This is a genomic window from Fredinandcohnia onubensis, from assembly GCF_002734215.1.
GTDB classification, from domain to species: domain Bacteria; phylum Bacillota; class Bacilli; order Bacillales; family Bacillaceae_L; genus Ferdinandcohnia; species Ferdinandcohnia onubensis.
Genome location: NZ_NSEB01000010.1, coordinates 121,475 through 136,579 on the forward strand (window position 1 = coordinate 121,475; position 15,105 = coordinate 136,579).

Consider the following 15,105-nt stretch of genomic DNA (forward strand, 5'->3'; position numbering starts at 1 on the left):
TCTTGGCGTATTTGCGCCCAGATTTTTTCGAGCATGCTCGAAAAGCTTCCTTTGAAAATCTGTGGCATCCGCCGGAGGCTCAACTTTATTCAATTATTACTTACAAAATTGAATATTAAACATGCATACGTCCCCACTTTCAGAGTGGGGTCTTCTTTTGAATAAAGTTGAACTAAAATCGGCTCTTTTTTTTCTGGTTAGGTATAAATTGTAAGCAACTCCCCGTTAAAATTTGGATAAACTATTTTTATAATAGCTGTACCAGACGTAGGAAGTGAACGTATGACAAAGGTAAAAATCGTAACAGATTCTACAGCAGATTTATCAGAGGAACTAGTAAAAGAACTAGGAATCGAAGTTGTTCCCTTATCAATCACGATTGATGGAGAAACGTTTCTAGACAAGGTGGACATCACTCAACAAGAATTTTTAGCGAGAATGAAGCAATCTGTCGAATTGCCAAAGAGCTCTCAGCCAGCAGTTGGGCATTTCGTAGAGCTTTATGATCAATTAGGTAGTGATGGCAGCGAAGTTATCTCCATCCACATGACAGGTGGGATGAGCGGTACAGTTACTTCTGCTGAGAATGCTGCTAATATAAGCGAATCGAATGTAACCGTGATTGATTCCATGTACATTTCAAGGGCTTTAGCTTTTCAAGTTATTGAAGCTGCAAAAATGGCAAAAGCGGGACAAACGAAAGAGCAGATCGTGAAACGAATCAATGAAATTAGGGAAAACTCAACTTTGTTTGTAACCGTTGATACTTTAGAAAACCTTGTAAAAGGTGGCCGGATTGGAAAAGGTAAGGCATTTATTGGTTCTTTACTGAACATCAAACCAATTGCTTCCTTACAGGATGGGGTCTATACTCCCGTTTCTAAAGTAAGAAGCCATGCACAAATTGTGAAATACCTAAGTAAGAAATTTGCTGAGGATGTAAGTAATAAAACGATAAAAGGTGTGGCAATTGCTCAAGTTGATGCAATAGAACTTGCAACTAATTTAAAAGAGGCCATTAAGAAGCTGACTGGGTATGAAAATGTGGATATCGTCGAAACCACTCCAGTGATCAGCACCCACACTGGCCCAGGTGCAATTGGGTTTATGTATTACGCGGAATAGTACAAAGAAGACGTGTGAAATTTCACACGTCTTTTTTAGATTTCAGGCTGTGGAGTTGGTGTTGGGTTAGCATAGCCTTCTTTATATGTTTCATCAATCATAGCTCGAATTTCACTTGGTGATTTCCCATTTGAATATTCAAGCACGGCTGTAGCTGCGATTTCTAAGCAAACGTTACACTTTGTACCGTGGTCGTCCCATACAACTGCATCGCCTTTATTCTCATGAACAAAGCAATCATAATTATCGCGATGTCCAACAGAATCAGCACAACCACAATAGCAAGGCATTGTTTCGAGTAAATCTTTGTGCATTGCTGCAGCTGTATATATTGTCACTAATTCCTCTGACTTATCATCTAAAAAGGACGGCATTACATCAATTGAGGCAGTTTCCTCACGGATATCACCGATTACATGGTCTTCACCTTGGGATTCATGACTATCTCCATTTTGGGAGCAACCAACCATTCCAAACATGAGGATAAGCATGAGAAGGACAGATAATTTTTTCATTCCAAACAACCTTTCCAATGTCTATGTAAGCCCATTTTAACATAATCCATGTCCTTAAAATATCTGTTCACCGTTTTGTCAAAGAAAAAAGGATATCGAAATCGATATCCTTACTCTTCTTCAGATTCTTCTTCTGATAAGTCTAATTTTTCTCCACCAATCGAGATGTAAGAGAAAATATCTAAATCTGGCTTTGCTTTTGCCATACCTTGAATGTATGGTGTGATCGTGTCTTTAAAATCCTTACTTACACCTAATTCCTCACAGTGTCCATAGACATACATTTTTTTATCATCAAAGAAAAACGAGATATAGCCAAGTGCTTTTTTATCTTGATTGACTATGTTTAGTATTTGACATTCTTCCTTGATAACCTCTGGAGAAACAAAAATTTGCAAAGCTCAACCTCTCCTTTATCATATTAGGTAAACTGAAGTTTTTTGAACAGGGAATCATTTGTTTCTTTATTAGGTTTCTTCTTTTTAACATGAATTAGGAGCATACATAAAAGCCCAACTACAAGTGTTAAGGATGCAGTTGTTAAAAACATACCGGCTCTTGACCAATTCATTAACCAACCGTAAATAGGTGGACCAATGGCCACTCCCAAGAAGCGAACAGACCCATAAAGAGAAGTAACAAATCCTCGCTTTTCTGATGATACAGAGCCCGTTATAAAGCTGTTTATACAAGGTAATACAAGCCCAGTTCCAATACTGCTGATTGCCAAAACGGCAATAAACGGAATCAAGCTCTCAAAAAAGACTAATAATGCAAACGATACAGTCATGAGTATAAGTCCAATGATGATAAGCTTTTTCATCAAAGGCATCTTTTTACCAATTTTACTACCTGTAATATACGATGTTGTTGTCATGCATAATAATGGAATTGCTAATATGGCTCCTTTAAGTACACCATCAGTATCATACGTTTTTTCTAATACATCAGATAAGTAAAAGAGAATCCCAAAAAGCGTGAATAAGCAGGTTGCTCCAGCTAAATATGCCGTGAATAACCATCTACCTTCATGTTTAAACACCGAAAACAATCCGCGCACATATTTTTTAAGTGGGGGTGGTTCTTTCTTTTGCTTTTTCTCTTTAACAAAGAATATCGTGAGAAATACGGAAATTAAGCAAAAAATAGGGAAAGCAAAAAAGGCAGCATACCAAAATAGCAACGCTAGAAGGGAACCGATAATAGGTGATATAACCTTCCCAAAGCCATTTGAAGCCTCCACGAGTCCTAAAACTCGGCTTTGTTTTCCCCCTTTAAATAAATCTCCAGTAAGCGCCATTGCGATAGGTGCTGTTCCTGCCGCACCGATACCCTGCATAAGCCTACCAGCCATGATCCAAAAATACGGATTAGAAAACCACGCGGCTGCAGCACCAGCAAGCAATCCACCTGTACCGTAAAGAATTAATGCAGGTATAATCACCGCTTTCCTAGAAAAACGATCTGAGAAATAGCCAAGTAATGGGATTGAAATCGCCGCTGCAACTGAGAATGTTGTGATTACAAGACTCACCTGAAATTGGCTGATATCTAGCTCTTTTTGCATTTGTGGTAAAACAGGGATGAGCATCGAATTACCAAGTACCAGGATTAGTGGGATAGAACTAATCGCAACAATTGTCATTGCTGAGTTTTTTTGATTTGACAAGTTTTTGCATCTCCTTCTTTTACGGTATGTAAAAGGCTGGATGAACTTCATCCGTTCCTCTCTTGTCATTGTCGTTAAAATCAATTATTGCCTTACTATTTTTTCAATATCTCACGAAACCTATTCTGTAAGTAGTTTCCAAATGAACAGTGCCCAGAAAAGCCCAATCTATACACCCTTTACCTATTTTTGAATAACATATCAACTGTAAGAAGATGGGTATATGTAATAAAAATAGAACAGAAGCCTAAGAAGAATTGGGCAAATGTAGTGAGGATTTTTTATCCTTACGCTGGACTAAGGAGGAGTTATTCCTATGAATTTTTTAGATGTTCCTTTACGAACACAGGGAGAACGAAGCTATGGACTTACGTCAATCGCTGATTTTGGTACGCCATTAGGTCAATTAGAGGCTTATTTACAGGATTATCATTCCTATATCGATATCGCGAAAATTGGGATTGGCTCCGCTTATGTGACCCCAAACCTACAAGAAAAAATCAACCTCTATAAAAAATACAATGTCATCCCTTATTGTGGCGGAACCCTTTTTGAAAAATGCTTTGCGCAAGAGAAACTTGACGAATATGCAAAAAGCCTACAAACGCTAGGGATTGAATGGATTGAGATTTCAAATGGAACAATTGACATCCCACTTCATAAGAGAATTTCATTAATCAAAAAACTAAAACAACATTTTAATGTCATTGCAGAGGTTGGTTCAAAAGATCAAGATAAAGAAATGCCCTTATCTGAGTGGGAACATGAGATTAATTTACTGCTGGCAACGGGTTGTAAATATGTCATAACTGAGGGGAGAGACTCAGGGACAGCAGGTATTTACAATCGTTCAGGCAACGTCAACATGGATTTAATTAATCAAATTTCCCAAAATATTGACGTAAATAAGGTGATATTTGAAGCACCGACTCCTAAGCAACAAATGTTTTTTATTAACCAGTTTGGAGCGAATGTCAACCTCGGAAATGTGAAATTACAAGATGTACTCGTTTTAGAATCACAAAGACTCGGACTACGAAGCGAAACATTTTTCCTGGGGGAGAAGACATGGAACTTACCTTAATCAGGCATCTTCCAACTGAATGGAACGAAAAAGGAGTTCTCCAAGGGAGCAAGGATATTCCCATTTTAGAGCTAACTGACGCAAACAAAAAGGCAATTGAAAACAATAAAGAATTGTTAAAACCAACATACTCATTGATTTTAACGAGTGAATTGACTCGCACCCAACAAACAGCAAAGGGCTATGGGTATGAGAGTTTTGAAATAGAGCCACTATTAAATGAGCTTAATTTTGGAGAATTCGAAGGGAAAGAAAAGAAACTTCTCATCGAAACGTATAAAAATGAGTGGTTTACACGTCCAGGTAAAATTATGCTTGGGGAAAAGATTTCGAACCTGGAGAAGAGGGTGCACTCATTTTTACAAAAATACAAGGATTTTGAGTCGATTTTAGTATTTGGTCATGGTTCCTGGATTCGAGCATGTGTTTCCTATCAAAAATTCGGAACCATTAATAACATGAATCAGCTAGAGATAAAAAACAATCAGTTGCTAACGATCAAGGTCCGAGAGGAGGAACACAAGATTGGGCGGCATCACATATGAAAATTGGAATGAGGAAAGTGTAAAGGACGTTGTAAACAACAACAAAGATTATTACGACATTTTAAAATGGGCTTATCGAACGTATGCAGCAGAAGACATTGTCTACGCATGTAGCTTTGGAGCTGAGGGTATGGTCCTCATTGACTTGATTTATAAGGTTAACAAGGAGGCAAGAATTGTCTTTTTAGATACAGGACTTCATTTCAGAGAAACCTATGAACTCATTGATAAGATCAAAGAAAAGTATCCAACTCTCACTATTGAACTAAAAAAACCGGCCCTAAATTTAGCGGAGCAGGCAAAAGAGCATGGGGATGATCTATGGAAAACGAATCCTAATTTATGCTGTCAGATTCGAAAAATTGAACCTCTACATGAAGTTTTAACATCTACCAAGGCTTGGATTTCAGGACTGCGGAGGGAGCAGGGTCCAACCCGCAAAAATACGGAATACCTGAACAAGGATGAAAAATTTAAGAACATAAAAATCTGTCCGCTTATTCATTGGACTTGGGACGATGTTTGGACCTATATCAAGTTGAACAATCTACCCTACAATGAGTTACATGACAAAGATTATCCAAGTATTGGGTGTGCACCTTGTACAAATCAAGTATTGAATGGAGATTTGCGTTCAGGAAGATGGGCCAATTCTGATAAGACAGAATGCGGTTTACATGTGAAATAACGAAATAGGTAATGGAGGTTTTTAAAGTGTCATTAAGTACACCGCATGGCGGTTCGCTGGTAAATCGTTTCAATCCAACTTTAAACGTTGAAGAAATCGATAAACAAATTGAACTGAGCAACATGGAGTTAAGTGATTTGGAATTAATAGCAGTTGGGGCATATAGTCCGCTTGAGGGATTTGTAGGTAAAGAAGACTATGAGTCGATTCTCTACTCAATGAGACTTGCAAATGGTTTGCCATGGTCTATTCCTATCACATTGGCGGTAGATAAGGCAACGGCAAAAAAGATTTCAATCGGTGAAAAGGTTCGATTAGTGCAAAATAATGAGGTTTATGGGGTCATAGAAGTGACCGAAAAATATGTGACAAATAAAGAAGTTGAAGCTTTTAAGGTGTATCGAACGACGGAAAATGCACATCCGGGTGTTAAACGTTTGTATGAAAGGTCAAGTGTTTATATTGCCGGTCCGATTCATATGATAAAGCGTCCAAAAAAGGAAAAGTTTGAAACATTTTACTTGGACCCAATCGAAACAAGAGCGGTGTTTGAACATCTTGGTTGGAAGAAAGTAGTCGGATTTCAAACACGTAATCCAGTACACCGGGCACATGAATATATTCAAAAATCTGCATTAGAAGTTGTAGACGGATTATTCTTGAATCCCTTAGTCGGGGAAACGAAGTCGGACGATATTCCAAGTGATATCAGAATGGAAAGTTATATGGTTCTCCTAGAAAAATATTATCCGAAGAACAGAGTGTTTTTATCAGTATTTCCGGCTGCGATGCGTTATGCAGGTCCAAGAGAAGCGATTTTCCATGCTTTAGTTCGGAAAAATTATGGCTGCACTCACTTTATAGTCGGTCGGGATCATGCAGGAGTGGGAAATTACTACGGAACGTATGATTCACAAACTATTTTTAGTCATTTTACAGAAGATGAGTTAGGAATTTTGCCATTGTTTTTTGAGCATAGTTTTTTCTGTAGAAAATGTGGGAATATGGCGTCCGCAAAAACATGTCCTCATAGTAAAGAAGACCATGTCATTTTATCGGGCACAAAGGTACGTGAAATGCTTAAAGCGGGTAAAAAACCACCAAAAGAATTTAGTAGACCAGAAGTAGTCGAGGTCCTCATTAGAGGAATGGTAGAACAATACTCAAAGATTTAAGGTGGGGAATATGGGCGAAGAACAATATATTATATGGCATCAATCAACGATCACGAAGAATGAGCGACAACAAAAAAATCAACATAAAAGCTGTGTAATTTGGTTTACTGGACTATCAGGTTCAGGTAAATCATCATTAGCAAATGCCCTCGACAAAGAGCTTTTCTCACTAAATGTACAAAGCTACGTCCTTGATGGTGACAATATTCGTCATGGATTAAACGCCGGACTGGGATTTAGCAAAGAGGATAGGAAAGAAAATATACGTAGGATAGGTGAGGTATCAAAGCTATTTGTTGATAGTGGGCAAATCGTTTCAACAGCATTCATTTCACCGTTTCGAGAGGATCGCGATCAGGTGAGAGCCTTGTTTCCTGACGGAGAATTTATCGAGGTTTATGTGAAATGTCCGATCTCTATTTGTGAAAATCGTGATCCAAAGGGTTTATATCAAAAAGCAAGGAATGGAGAGATATCCGAATTTACCGGAATAAGCTCTCCATACGAAGAACCCAATCATCCAGAGTTGATTATAGAGACAGATAAATTAGCCATTTCACAATCAGTTGGAACGATTATTAACTATTTAAAAGATAGGGAAATTCTGTTGAAGTAAGAAAGTACATTTGGCTTTCTTACTTCATTTTTTTCGCCAACCCATTGATGGTGTATTGATAAAAGAAGGAGCTCTAAGATGATAGATTAAGTCAATGATATTTGTTGATACTGTTTGGCATATAATCGCATAAAAAACGATTGGGATATCGATTACTGTTGCTGTTAATAAGAAAATGAAAAAATTTAGCCAAAGCATGACTTTACCAGGAGACCAATCATTGTATTGTGCAATCATTAATGTTGGGATCACCATTCCGCCACTGGATGAACCACTTCGGATTAAAAGTCCGACACCAATACCAAAAATCACTGCCCCACTTAATAGGTCAAGCCAGAAGAAAGGGGTTAAGAATGATCCAAGCGTAGATACATAACTCACTGTCACCGAAGTGATCGTCACGGCAATCATCGTTTTTACCGTCCATGAAAACCCAAAGTATTTTAAAGCAAGAATTAAAAAGGAGAAATTGACAATCCAAAGGGATATGCCTAAAGGCAAATCGACCCAATGATTCATTAGTATCGCAAGCCCCGCAGCACCACCGGAAGGAATATTATGAGGAAATAAAAATAAGGACATACCGAGCCCCTGTAGAAATGCGCCGATTACAATACATATGTAGGTAATAATAATTTTAGGCATTTGAATAAAAACCTCTCCAACCAGTAAAATAAAACCTCATAACCGTTAACCTCCCAAAACTCACTCTCCTTGTCCATTTTATGATGACAAGCTGTTTGATATGTTCGAAAATTGTTCACAGCTATTTTGTTGTAAGTTTGTCATATATTCTTTAAAATGAGATATTGAATGGAAAAATGACGAATGTAGGTGAAAACGTGAAAAGAATAAAATTTTTTGTTATGATCGCCCTTATTTTTATTTTAGCAGCGTGTGGAAATAATGGTATCTCAAATCCCTTGAATTATGAGGTTTCCGATTTCTCCTATGTAAATCAAAATGGCGAAGATTTTAGCCTTAAAGATTTAGAAGGAAAAGTATGGATAGCGGATATGATCTTTACACAGTGTGACACAGTTTGTCCACCAATGACTGCACATATGGCAAAACTTCAAGGAATGGTTAAAGAAGAGGGGCTAGATGTTGAATTTGTTTCCTTTTCAGTTGACCCAGAAGTTGATACGCCTGAAATGCTGAAGGAATATGCAGAAGGCTATTCGGATGATTTATCAAACTGGCATTTGTTAACTGGATATACATTAAATGAAATCACAGTTTTTGCAAAAGACAGCTTTGCAGCCTTAGTCGCAAAACCAGAAGGTGAAGACCAGGTGGTGCATATGACTAAGTTCTATTTAGTAGACCAAAATGGAACAGTGTTAAAGGATTACGATGGAGTTTCAGATACTCCATATGAAGAAATTATTGCAGACATCAAAAAAGTACAATAGTTTGATTGAACAAGGACTCCTGGCTCGGAGTCCTTTTTGCTTACGCCCTCAGTCTTCCGCAGACTCGACTCCGTCAACAACGATGGTTTCAAGCTCTTTCCAGAACAGTTCGTGACTGGTGAAGGTCATACAGCCACTTGAGATTTGTTCAGGGAATTCTTGTTTTGAATCCTGTTGTTTTTCATGATCTTTTTCCATTTAAATGACTTCCTTTCAAATATAATTGAATGTACATAGTTTTTTTAAAATGGCCTACTTTTATCTTGCCTTACTTTTCCAAAATAATTTTCAACGAAAATAGAGAAAATGAAATTGTAAATGATTGTTAAGGGGATGCATCCATGCTCGCAAAAATGAAGTTGTGCGTGATTACCATTTGGACAATTCTTGATCCGATTTATTATGGACTTACAAGACTTACATATGTAGAGGATAAAGAGATTTTGCGGGTTAAAGTAACAAAATATAAAGGACGTTCATGCGTTCTTGCTGATGGAACCGAAATTAAGAAAAATGATTTATTAATAAAAATTCATTTGCATAATGTGATTTTGCTTAGAGAATTGATTGGACTTCAAGGAGAAACATCTAAGGCTAGAATGATTTACAAGCAAGTGAAACAGGCATTGCCAGGAGTTGCCGGGTATTTACAAAACCACCCAAAAAGGAATGAGATAAAAGGACTAATTGGTATTACAGCATTAAATAAAGGTAGCAATCGACTAGGCTTTGAAACAGTAGCGATATCGAACAAAGTCTATCTGTGGTTTAAATTAATTGTATTTCTTCCCTTGTATGGTATGGCAGTTTCAAATATGTCAGCGCAAAGTATCCGCAGACATCCAATGTATTTATTTATGTCTAAAAATACATTGTTTAAACTTTATTCAGAAGGGTCTCCAACTCCATAAGCGGGATGAATGTAGAATAGTATAAAAATTTGTGTGAGGCATATTTGATTTGTATCGATAGGTATCCATTCATTACCACTGCTTTTTTCGAATTCTATTATCTATAATGGAAGGAGAAAAGGTGGTGTTTTTTTGTGAAAATCTTTATTGCTCTTATCGCAATCTTACTCGTTTACTATTTTCTTAGAAAAGCTAATAAAAATACGTATAAAGTGATTGTTAACAAAATTTCTGTAAACCCAGAACAACAATATGTAAACCCAACACAAGTGAATGTTCTCCACCTATCAGACTTACATCTTGAAAATCTATCGATTACTCCTGAAGAATTATACCGACAAGTGAAACATGAAAAAATTGACCTAATAGCCATAACTGGTGACTTCTTGGATCGTCAACGCAGTATTCCAAAACTCGTTCCGTATCTAGACATACTAAATAAGATTGCACCTTCACAAGGTATTTATGCTGTGTTTGGAAATCATGATTATTTTTTACGAAAGAAAAACTTTGAAAAACTAAAACAGTTGTTAGAGGACCATGGGGTGAGAACGTTTCAAAATGAAAATGAGTCACTTCTTATTCATGGTCATCGATTGAATTTGATTGGGATTGATGACTTTAGTTCGAAACGGAGTAGTCTAGTAGAGTCTTATTCATCATTAAAAGCGGGGTATAATCTTGTGTTAACTCACGACCCAAACCTTGTCTTGCAAATGAAGGGGTATCATTTTGATTATCTCTTATCCGGCCATTTTCATGGTGGACAAATTTGTTACCCGAAGCCGTATCATTTGGTGAAAATGGGGAAACTTGTTAGAATGAAGATGATAAAAGGTTTTCATACACATGATGGAAAACCGTTTTATATTAACGAGGGATTAGGACAAACAGGGGTTAATATTCGTGTTCGAAGTAACCCTGAAATTACCATTCACACGCTAACGCTCGGAACAAAAGATGCAGCGGAACAACAAGCAATTTAAAGCGAAGACGTCCAAATAGACGTCTTTTTTCATCATCTATTTAATGAATTGGCCAAACTTTTATGAAGATTGGAATTATTACTTTGAATAGAAGATATTTCAATGAAACATGAATCCTTGAAGGTTTTTTTACGTATGCTATAATACTAAACTTGTAGACAACAGTCTCCGAAAGAAATGTGGTGAGCAAGTTGAAAAATCCGATATTATCCATTATTATCACTAGTTTATTATTAAGTGGTTGTTCAGGTGGAATAGCTGCAACAACGACAGGTACAGCCACCAGCGAACATGATACAGGCCTAACTCCAAAGAGTGAAGTACCGGATGATTTTATCCCTAGAGAACTTCGTATTGCATCAATCGGCGATTCATTAACAAGGGGTGTCGGTGATGAAACAAAGCAGGGGGGCTATACTTCATTGCTGGAGGAAAAGCTTCTTAATGAAAAAGATGTAAAATCGGTTACTCTTCAGAATTTTGGTGTGAAAGGTCATAAAACAACTGACCTTCTAAATCGATTGCAGAATGAGGAAGTACAAGAAGGAATTGCGGATGCTGACATCATTATCATTACCATAGGTGGAAATGATATAATGAAAATTGTGAAAGAGAACCTTTTTGATTTATCATTACATGTGTTTGAAAAAGAACAGGCTAAATATGAGGTCCGTTTACAAAAAGTCCTCGAAAATATTAGAAACCATAATAGTGAAGCCGAAATCGTACTGGTTGGGCTGTACAATCCGTTTGGTTGGTTTATTGACCTTTCTACGGAAATTAATACAATTGTAGACAATTGGAACGAAGGTAGTGAAAGAATTCTTTCAACATTTGACCATACTAAATTTGTAGTCGTAGACGATGTTTTCAGTCAAACGAGTGATAATCTTTTATCAGAAGATGAGTTTCATCCAAACGCAAAAGGGTATGAAATAATGAGTAAGAGGATTTTTGAAGCAATCATAAATGAGTGATTTCCTTCGTAGAGGGGGTCTTTGATGAAGGTAAAAAATAAATGGAAGTTTCTTTTTCTCACACTGTTAGCGGTTAATCTCGTGTGTGTGCTTATCTTTTTCGGTTTGCTTTTCGCACCAAATAAAGAAGTGGCCCCGAAGGAAAATGTCGTATCCTCGAATGATGTAAATCTGTCAGTCGAAACGAATAAAGAGGATTTAACGAGAGTAATCAATAACTTTTTGAAAAAAGAAGCAAAGGATAATCCTCTAAATTATAAGGTTTTGTTAACGGAGCGGGTGATGCTTCTTGGAACGATTACTGTATTCGGGAAAGAAATTGATATGGTTATGACATTTAAGCCTGAGGTAATTGAAAATGGGGATTTACTTCTACAACAGGAGGCCTTTACCGTGGGTCAAGTGAGCCTTCCCGTTTCCTTTGTACTTAGGTATATTAACGACTATTATAATCTTCCAGAATGGGTTCAAATTGATTCCAAAAAACAAGATATTTATGTCTATTTGTCCGAAATGAAAATGAAGAGCGATATGAAGGTAGCAGTCGAAACCTTTAATCTAAGCAAGGACGAGTTACGGTTCAAGTTGCAAGTTCCAATAGACTAGTAAGCAAACCAATGATTGGTTTGCTTTTTTTTATATTTTTATACTTGAATGAGTACAATCCGTAACATCATATCTATGTAAAGGAAGGGTATGAATAAGGGAGGGTGGGGGATGGCCGATCCAATAGTTACGAGGTCATTAGATGAGATTCGATTTTGGTCTAGAATAATGAAGGAGCACGCTTTGTTTTTGAGTTTGGGTTTTACGTATGAACAACAACAATTAATTAATGAAGCAAAGAATTTTATTACAGTGTTTGAAAGAATTGAGGAAAAGCTAGCTCGGTTTTCGGTTAATTCGGAATTACGGCAAGTCAAAGCGTTTAATAATGAAGTGTACCAAGCTGCAGCTTCAATATGGGCATATAAAAGAAAGGTATTAGGGCTAACTTTACGTTGTGAGATTAGAACAAACAATTACCCTTTGTTAGTTGACCATATTAGTAGGGAAGCAGCCTATTTTGCTAATCGGTTAAAGGAACTTAATCAAGGAATTCTTGCACCAAAACCAGAAGCTGTTATTCAGGAAAATGTTTTCTTCCTTAGAATCATGGCTGATCATGCAAAATTTATCGGACATTTGTTGGATCCTTCGGAAAGAAAGCTTGTTGACCAGGCCAGAGAGTTCAGCCATGACTTCGATCAATTGTTATTCCAAGCAATTGATTTAGATTCAATGCGACCACAGTCGGAAACAAAACCAATTTTAACTCAGTTTTTAGATCAAAATAGGGTATCAGTTGCTTCATTAAGAGATTTTAAGAAAACAGCGAGGGAGCTAATTGAGGCTTGTCGCATAAAAAGTAATATTCATCCTTTGTTGGCTGATCACACATTTAGAGAAGCGGAAAGGTTTTTAGAAATCATTGATTTATTTGAATCGAGTTTAAAAAGAAATAAATAACGTTGTAACAAGGTAAGAGCAAATCGATGTTGATTTGCTCTTTTTTTACTTTTATAAAGGAGTGGAGCATTTTTTTGTGGAAGTAGTATGGATATAATATTAGTTACAGAGGTATTTTTATGAAAGGTGAGCTGTTTTATGATTTCTGAGATAACATCAAAAATGCGTATTGATAAGTCGACAAGTGAGGTGTTTGAAGCTTTAGTAGATCCAGAAAAAATCGGGAACTATTGGTTTTCAAATAGTTCAGGTCGATTGGAAGAAGGAAAGAAAATTACATGGCTTTATCAGGAATATAATGCAGAATTAACAATAAAAGTAGTAGAGGTAGAACAAGATAAAAGGATTGTGTACAAATGGGGAGAAGGTGAGTATGAAACGACAGTTACGTTTTTACTTGTGGAAGAGAAAAATGGAAGCACAGTGTTAGAGGTAACCGAATCAGGTTTTAACACCAACGACCCTGAAATCGTAAACATTCTTTTAGGTCAAAAAGAGGGGTGGATGTATATGCTCGCCTGTTTGAAGGGATATTTGGAAAATGGTATATCTACGCTTAGAGGTTCTTTGATTCATTAGGAAATCCAATTTGTGTTATGCTAGTATAATGATATACATAATTTATTGGGGGTAATAAGATGGCTCTACCACATTTTGAGGAGAACTTGAAAAAGTATGCGAAGCTTTTAGTAGCTAACGGACTAAATGTACAAAAAGGTGATTGGGTTAAGATGACAATCACGGTAGATCAGGCTCCACTTGCTCGCCTTGTGACAAAAGAGGCATACGAATTAGGGGCTGAAAAGGTTATTGTAAAGTGGTCTGACGATGAAATTACAAAAGAACACTATCTGCACCAGCCGCAAGAGGTATTGACTGATATTCCTGAATACGAAATTCAAGAATCAGATGATCATGTTCTCAATCATAAGGTATGCCGACTTTCAATCGTCTCAAGTGATCCAGGCTTTCTAAGTGGGGTTGAACCTGCAAAAATCTCTGCTTATCAAAACAAAGCTGCGAAAGCATTCAAAGTACAACGGGTCGCAACCCAAAACAATGAATTAAAATGGACAGTTGCAGCTGCTGCTGGAGCAGGGTGGGCGGCTAAAGTATTCCCGGACCTTTCAACAACTGAGGAAAAGGTGGATGCACTTTGGGATCAAATTTTCAAAACTTGCCGAGTGTATGAGGAAGACCCTGTTGCTGCATGGGATGAGCATACAAAAAACTTGAATGAAAAGGCAGCCAAGTTAAATGAAATCCAAATTGATTCGTTGCACTATCGAGCACCAGGTACGGATTTAAAACTTGGTTTGCCAAAGAATCATATTTGGGAAAGCGCTAGAAGCTATAATCCAAAAGAAGAAGAATTTATCGCAAATATGCCTACTGAAGAGGTGTACACGGCTCCAGATACACGCCGTATGGACGGTGTAGTTCGAAGCACAAAACCATTAAGCTATGCAGGCACTTTAATTGAAGGTATTGTGGTTCATTTTAAAGATGGTAAAATCGTCGACATCTCCGCAGAAACGGGAGATGAAATTATGAAGAAGCTCGTATTTGATAATGAGGGTGGAACAGGTCTAGGAGAGGTTGCATTAGTACCAGATCCATCACCGATTTCTCAGTCAGGTATTACTTTCTTTAATACGTTATTCGATGAAAATGCGTCAAATCACCTTGCGATTGGTGCAGCGTACCCTACAAATCTTCAAGGTGGCACGAAAATGAATGAAGACGAACTAAAAGAAAGTGGCTTAAATGTTTCAACTGTGCATGTCGATTTTATGATTGGTTCAAGTGATATGGATATAGATGGCATTAAACAAGATGGTACAATCGTTCCGATTTTCCGAAAAGGTGATTGGGCTATATAAGAATGTA

The 15,105-nt window shown here is 37.2% G+C and carries 19 protein-coding genes; 14 read left to right on the forward strand and 5 right to left on the reverse strand.

From position 1 onward, the window contains the following. Positions 1-282 precede the first annotated feature (282 nt). Entirely contained in the window at positions 283-1,125 is an 843-nt protein-coding gene (locus CKK03_RS12035) for a DegV family protein (protein WP_099362823.1), read from the forward strand. A gap of 35 nt (positions 1,126-1,160) precedes the next feature. Here CKK03_RS12035 and CKK03_RS12040 read toward each other — a convergent pair whose 3' ends face one another. The 3 genes from CKK03_RS12040 to CKK03_RS12050 all read right to left on the reverse strand — a co-directional run bounded on the left by CKK03_RS12040 (position 1,161) and on the right by CKK03_RS12050 (position 3,285). After that, positions 1,161-1,640: a PCYCGC motif-containing (lipo)protein gene (locus tag CKK03_RS12040; protein ID WP_099362824.1), complete on the reverse strand. Its 480-nt coding sequence runs from the start codon at positions 1,638-1,640 to the stop codon at positions 1,161-1,163. A gap of 110 nt (positions 1,641-1,750) precedes the next feature. Continuing rightward, the gene (locus CKK03_RS12045) at positions 1,751-2,038 is read right to left on the reverse strand and encodes a hypothetical protein (RefSeq protein ID WP_099362825.1); all 288 of its coding nucleotides are present in this window, start codon (positions 2,036-2,038) and stop codon (positions 1,751-1,753) included. Between the two features lie 23 nt (positions 2,039-2,061). Beyond that, a complete protein-coding gene (locus CKK03_RS12050; RefSeq protein ID WP_245864104.1) occupies positions 2,062-3,285 on the reverse strand; it encodes an MFS transporter in 1,224 nt (407 codons plus the stop codon). A gap of 340 nt (positions 3,286-3,625) precedes the next feature. Here CKK03_RS12050 and CKK03_RS12055 point away from each other — a divergent pair, with 340 nt between their 5' ends. From CKK03_RS12055 to cysC, 5 genes are read left to right on the forward strand one after another with little or no spacing between them, the layout of a single operon-like run. Further along, positions 3,626-4,393, forward strand: coding sequence for a phosphosulfolactate synthase (locus CKK03_RS12055; RefSeq protein WP_099362827.1), 768 nt, complete (start codon positions 3,626-3,628; stop codon positions 4,391-4,393). After that, a complete protein-coding gene (locus tag CKK03_RS12060; RefSeq protein WP_099362828.1) occupies positions 4,378-4,938 on the forward strand; it encodes a histidine phosphatase family protein in 561 nt (186 codons plus the stop codon). Before CKK03_RS12055 ends, CKK03_RS12060 begins: the two co-directional genes overlap by 16 nt. After that, positions 4,919-5,626, forward strand: coding sequence for a phosphoadenylyl-sulfate reductase (locus tag CKK03_RS12065; RefSeq protein ID WP_099362829.1), 708 nt, complete (start codon positions 4,919-4,921; stop codon positions 5,624-5,626). Before CKK03_RS12060 ends, CKK03_RS12065 begins: the two co-directional genes overlap by 20 nt. A gap of 26 nt (positions 5,627-5,652) precedes the next feature. Further along, positions 5,653-6,801 carry a sulfate adenylyltransferase gene (gene sat, locus CKK03_RS12070; RefSeq protein WP_099362830.1) on the forward strand — a complete coding sequence of 383 codons (1,149 nt, stop codon included), beginning with the start codon at positions 5,653-5,655 and terminating at the stop codon, positions 6,799-6,801. 10 nt (positions 6,802-6,811) lie between these two features. Continuing rightward, positions 6,812-7,417 (forward strand): adenylyl-sulfate kinase, encoded by a 606-nt coding sequence (cysC, locus tag CKK03_RS12075; protein WP_099362831.1) that lies wholly within the window; start codon positions 6,812-6,814, stop codon positions 7,415-7,417. Between the two features lie 24 nt (positions 7,418-7,441). Here the strand turns inward: cysC and CKK03_RS12080 are convergent, their stop codons facing one another. Then, positions 7,442-8,062 carry a YitT family protein gene (locus CKK03_RS12080; protein WP_099362832.1) on the reverse strand — a complete coding sequence of 207 codons (621 nt, stop codon included), beginning with the start codon at positions 8,060-8,062 and terminating at the stop codon, positions 7,442-7,444. A 176-nt stretch (positions 8,063-8,238) separates the two neighbouring features. On the opposite strand from CKK03_RS12080, the gene CKK03_RS12085 reads away from it, so the two are divergent. Continuing rightward, a complete protein-coding gene (locus CKK03_RS12085; protein ID WP_099362833.1) occupies positions 8,239-8,832 on the forward strand; it encodes an SCO family protein in 594 nt (197 codons plus the stop codon). Between the two features lie 48 nt (positions 8,833-8,880). Here the strand turns inward: CKK03_RS12085 and CKK03_RS23710 are convergent, their stop codons facing one another. Then, complete coding sequence (locus CKK03_RS23710) at positions 8,881-9,030, reverse strand: hypothetical protein (RefSeq protein WP_180271237.1); 150 nt, start codon at positions 9,028-9,030, stop codon at positions 8,881-8,883. Between the two features lie 143 nt (positions 9,031-9,173). Here CKK03_RS23710 and CKK03_RS12090 point away from each other — a divergent pair, with 143 nt between their 5' ends. The 7 genes from CKK03_RS12090 (at position 9,174) to CKK03_RS12120 (ending at position 15,098) form a co-directional block, all read left to right on the forward strand. Further along, positions 9,174-9,743, forward strand: a complete 570-nt coding sequence (locus CKK03_RS12090) for a YkoP family protein (RefSeq protein ID WP_099362834.1) — start codon at positions 9,174-9,176, stop codon at positions 9,741-9,743. Between the two features lie 134 nt (positions 9,744-9,877). Further along, complete coding sequence (locus tag CKK03_RS12095) at positions 9,878-10,729, forward strand: metallophosphoesterase (protein WP_099362835.1); 852 nt, start codon at positions 9,878-9,880, stop codon at positions 10,727-10,729. 191 nt (positions 10,730-10,920) lie between these two features. Next, the gene (locus tag CKK03_RS12100; protein ID WP_180271238.1) at positions 10,921-11,706 is read left to right on the forward strand and encodes a GDSL-type esterase/lipase family protein; all 786 of its coding nucleotides are present in this window, start codon (positions 10,921-10,923) and stop codon (positions 11,704-11,706) included. A gap of 24 nt (positions 11,707-11,730) precedes the next feature. Beyond that, positions 11,731-12,312, forward strand: coding sequence for a YpmS family protein (locus CKK03_RS12105; protein WP_099362837.1), 582 nt, complete (start codon positions 11,731-11,733; stop codon positions 12,310-12,312). Between the two features lie 111 nt (positions 12,313-12,423). After that, on the forward strand, positions 12,424-13,215 hold the full coding sequence (locus tag CKK03_RS12110) for a DUF2935 domain-containing protein (protein ID WP_099362838.1): 792 nt from the start codon (positions 12,424-12,426) through the stop codon (positions 13,213-13,215). 138 nt (positions 13,216-13,353) lie between these two features. Next, positions 13,354-13,794 (forward strand): SRPBCC family protein, encoded by a 441-nt coding sequence (locus CKK03_RS12115; RefSeq protein ID WP_099362839.1) that lies wholly within the window; start codon positions 13,354-13,356, stop codon positions 13,792-13,794. Between the two features lie 59 nt (positions 13,795-13,853). Further along, positions 13,854-15,098 (forward strand): aminopeptidase, encoded by a 1,245-nt coding sequence (locus CKK03_RS12120; protein WP_099362840.1) that lies wholly within the window; start codon positions 13,854-13,856, stop codon positions 15,096-15,098. Positions 15,099-15,105: the final 7 nt, after the last annotated feature.